The 4,083-nt window shown below is 53.1% G+C and carries 1 protein-coding gene; it reads right to left on the bottom strand.

Annotated features, from left to right (window positions below):
• The coding region (locus tag C1I60_RS25390) for an amino acid adenylation domain-containing protein (protein WP_252361619.1) at positions 1 to 4,083 on the bottom strand (4,083 nt) is incomplete at both ends.

The raw sequence follows: 4,083 nt of genomic DNA, 5'->3' as shown, positions 1-4,083 counted from the left end.
ATCCCAGCTTCAGCAGTGGCCCTTCGCTCAGGTTTATGCTGCGCTGAATGTCGCTTGCTTTCGCTTCGATGGCGGCTGCGCAATCGGCCTCGCTTCGGAAATCCTCGATGTCAAGCGTGTACAGCTCGCCCTCGCTGGCGCCGCGGTTCCACGCTTCGTATCCGCGATCCGTCAAGCGGAACACGAGCCGTAGCGCATCATGATGCTCGGCAATTTTGTCCATCGTTCGGCGCAGCGCCGTCAGTTCAAAGCCTTCTGCCCGATACAGCATGACCGCATGGTTATAGTGATGCGGATCAACAGGCGTCTGTTCGAAAAACCAGCGCTGGATCGGGAGCAGCGACGTTTCGCCTGTCACTTCCCCTTGATCGGTGATGTGGCCGACGGTTTGCGCATACAGGCTAAGCTCGGCGATCGTCGGATACTTGAACAAATGTTTCATATCCAGCTTGTAGCCGGCTTGCAGCAGTCTCGAAGAAACCTGGATCGACTTGATCGAATCGCCCCCAAGGTCAAAGAAGTTGTCGCGAATACCGATCTTCCCGACACCAAGCACACCCTGCCAAACGGCGGTCAGCGCTTGCTCTACCGCTGTATGCGGAGCCTCATAGGCAGTTCCGGTCGGCAAGCTTCTTTCAGGCGCAGGCAGCGCTTTGCGATCGATTTTCCCGTTAGGCGTATACGGCAACTGCTCAAGTTGCACGAAGTACGACGGAATCATATAGCTTGGCAGCTCCTGCGCCAGCGCTCCACGGAGCTCGCTTGCCGTCAACGGACGGTCAGTGACCAAATACGCGCATAGGTGCTTTTGCCCGTCCTCATCCGCACGAGCCGTTACAACGGCTTCTTGTACAGCCTCCACTTTCATGAGCTGCGCTTCCACCTCGCCTAGCTCGATTCGGTAGCCGCGTATTTTCACTTGCTCGTCGATTCGTCCCAAATATTCGATGTTTCCGTCCGCCTGCCAGCGGGCCAAATCCCCTGTCCGATACATCCGCCCACCTGGAGCAAACGGGTTGTCCACGAATTTCTCCGCCGTCAGCTCAGGACGATTCAGATAGCCCAGGGCGACTCCGTCTCCCGCAATGTACATCTCTCCGGGTACGCCCGGCGGCACCAAATTACGCTGCGAATCAAGCAAATAAATGTACACATTGTCGGCCGGAACCCCAATCGGTACGGACTCCTTCGTATCCCTCACAGGATCGTAGGGGTAAATCATGCATCCGACTACCGTTTCGGTGGGCCCGTATTCGTTGAAAATTTCGACGTTTCCACCGAAAAGATCAAAGATACTTTTCGCCAAATGAGTGCTGAGATTTTCTCCACCTACGATCATTTTTCGAATTCTGGAATGGTCGGGCATCTTCATGTCTTTGATCAGGCTTAAATGCGTCGGCGTCAGCTTAAGAATGTCCACCTGATTGTCCTCAATGATCTCCTGGATTAATGTCCCCTTGTCCGCTCCTTCGTAAATGAAGATCGTATTCCCTGTGATAAGCGGCGTAAATATTGACGTAAACGTCAAATCAAAAGAAATCGATGAATACAGCGGAAAGTCAAGTTTCTCCTCGCCTACATATACTTTTTTCGACCACCAAATGTAGTTGACCAAGCCTTGCTGCGCAATCATGGTTCCCTTAGGCAGTCCTGTAGTACCAGAAGTATAAATGAGATACATCAGATCCTTCGGCTTGACCGTGATGCCCGGATTGGAACGGTCTTGCGCGTATGCCTGGCTGCTGTCCAAATCCACCATCTTGCCTTCGAAGCCCGCCAAGTCAGGTCTTTCCCGCCGTAAATGACTTTGCGTCAGCAGCAGTTTTGCACCCGAGTCCTTTAAAATATAATGAATCCGTTCTTCCGGATATTCCGGGTCAATCGGCACATAAGCGCCACCGGCCTTCAAAATCCCGAAAATCCCAATCACCATTTCCAGCGAACGTTCGACCATCAGGCCGACGAATTGCTCCGACCGAACGCCTTCGGCGCGCAACGCATGCGCCAACTGGTTCACCCGATCGTTTAGCTCGCGATACGTTAGCCGGCTTTCCCCGAACACCACCGCCTTCTGCTCCGGCGTCCGCTCCACTTGCTCCTCGAACATCTGATGAATCGGTTTATCCATCGGGTAGTCAGCCGCAGTTGTGTTGAATTGCTCCAGAATCTGCGCTTGCTCCGCTGCCGTGATGATCGCAATCTCCGACAGCTTCATCTCAGGAGCGTTCACCACCGCGTCGATCACCTGTATGAAATGGTTCGCTATCTGTTCAACCGTTTCCCGCTTAAACAGCGCGCTGGCGTACTCAAGACTGCAGACGAGTTCCTCTCCTTGCTCCGCTATAAGAAGCGTCAGATCAAATTTGGCAGATGGGTTCTCATACGCATACGGCTTAAATTGCAATCCGGCAATCTCCCGTTCGCTCTGCTCCGTATTTTGCAGCACAAACATCGTATCAAACAGCGGATTTCGGCTCATATCCCGATTCATATTGAGCTTCGCAACCAATTCCTCGAACGGATAGTCCTGATGCTCGTATGCTTGCAGTGCCGTTTCTTTGACTTCCTGCAAATAGTCAAGAATTGTTTTCTCGCCAGATGGATAATTTCGGAGCGCAAGCGTGCCGACAAACATCCCGATTAGACCTTCCAGATCACTGTGCGGTCTTCCCGCAATCGGGGTGCCGACGATAATATCCTCTTGACGTGTATATTTATAAAGAAACGCTGTATATGCAGACAGCAGCACCATATACAAGGTCGATCCGGTTTGCGCCGCAAGCCGTTTTAAAGCCTCGCTTCTGAAGGCGTCGATCACAAAATCAACCTGTTTTCCTGCAAAGCTTCGCTGCGCCGGACGAGTTTCGTCGATCGGCAAATCAAGAATCGGAAGCTCGCCGCGGAATACGTCCAGCCAGTAGGCCTCCTGCTTGTCAATCCGCTCGCTTTGCATCTTCATTTGCTGCCATACTGCATAATCTTTGTACTGAATCCGCAGCTCCGGCAGCTCGCTTCCCTCGTACATCTGAATAAACTCCTCGGTCAACACGCCCATCGAAGTACCATCGGAGATGATATGATGCATATCAAACAGCAACAGATGGCGATCTTGCTGCAGCTTGATCAATCCGGCCCGCAGAAGCGGCGCCTGCTGCAAATCGAACGGGCGAATAAAGTTTCGAATGCAGACTTTTTCTTCTTCTTCCCGAGCCTCGGCATATTCCACTGCAAAAGGCACTTCCTCACGCACTCGCTGCACCGGTTCGCCGTTCACAACATCGAAGCTCGTTCTCAGCGTCTCGTGCCGACGTATTAGCCTGCGGAACGCTGCTTCCAGCCGCGTGCGGTCCAGTTTCCCTTCTACCGTCATAACGCCCGGCATATTGTAGCTGATTTCTCCGCCTTCGAGCTGGCTAAGCACATACAATCGTTTCTGTGCCGAAGATGCCGGGTAATAGCTTCGTTCCTCGACGGCCGGGATAGAAGCATAAGCCGCTTGATCCCGGCTTGCCATGAGCTCGGCCATCTCCGCGATGGTAGGATACTGGAATACTTCCCGCAAGGAAAGAAGACCGTTCATCTCTTTCTGGATGCGGGCAATCAGAAGCGTAGCACGCAAAGAGTGTCCTCCGATTTCAAAGAAGTTGTCCTTAATTCCTACATGCTGCACGCCGAGTACGTCCTTCCAAATCTGCGCCAGCCGCGTTTCCATAGGCGTTGTCGGCGCCTCGTACTTCCCGCCAGCCAATAGATTGCGTTCGGGCACAGGCAGCGCTTTACGATCAATCTTTCCGTTCGGGCTCAGCGGCATATGATCAAGCTGCACGAAGTACGACGGGATCATATAGCCCGGAAGCTCCTGCGCCAGCACTCCACGGAGCTCGCTTGCCGTCAGCTCTGCATTCGCCGTAAAGTATGCGCACATTTGCTTCTGACCGCTTTCGTCTTCCCTCGCTACGACGACCGTCTCCTGCACAGCCTTTACCTTCAACAACTGCGTTTCTACCTCGCCGAGCTCGATCCGGTACCCGCGTATTTTTACCTGATGGTCGATCCGTCCCAAATACTCAATATTCCCGTCCG

Source organism: Paenibacillus terrae, from assembly GCF_005217525.1.
GTDB classification, from domain to species: Bacteria; Bacillota; Bacilli; order Paenibacillales; family Paenibacillaceae; genus Paenibacillus; species Paenibacillus terrae_C.
The sequence above is the reverse complement of the archived record's forward strand: the minus strand, read 5'-3'. Positions and strand labels throughout refer to the sequence as shown.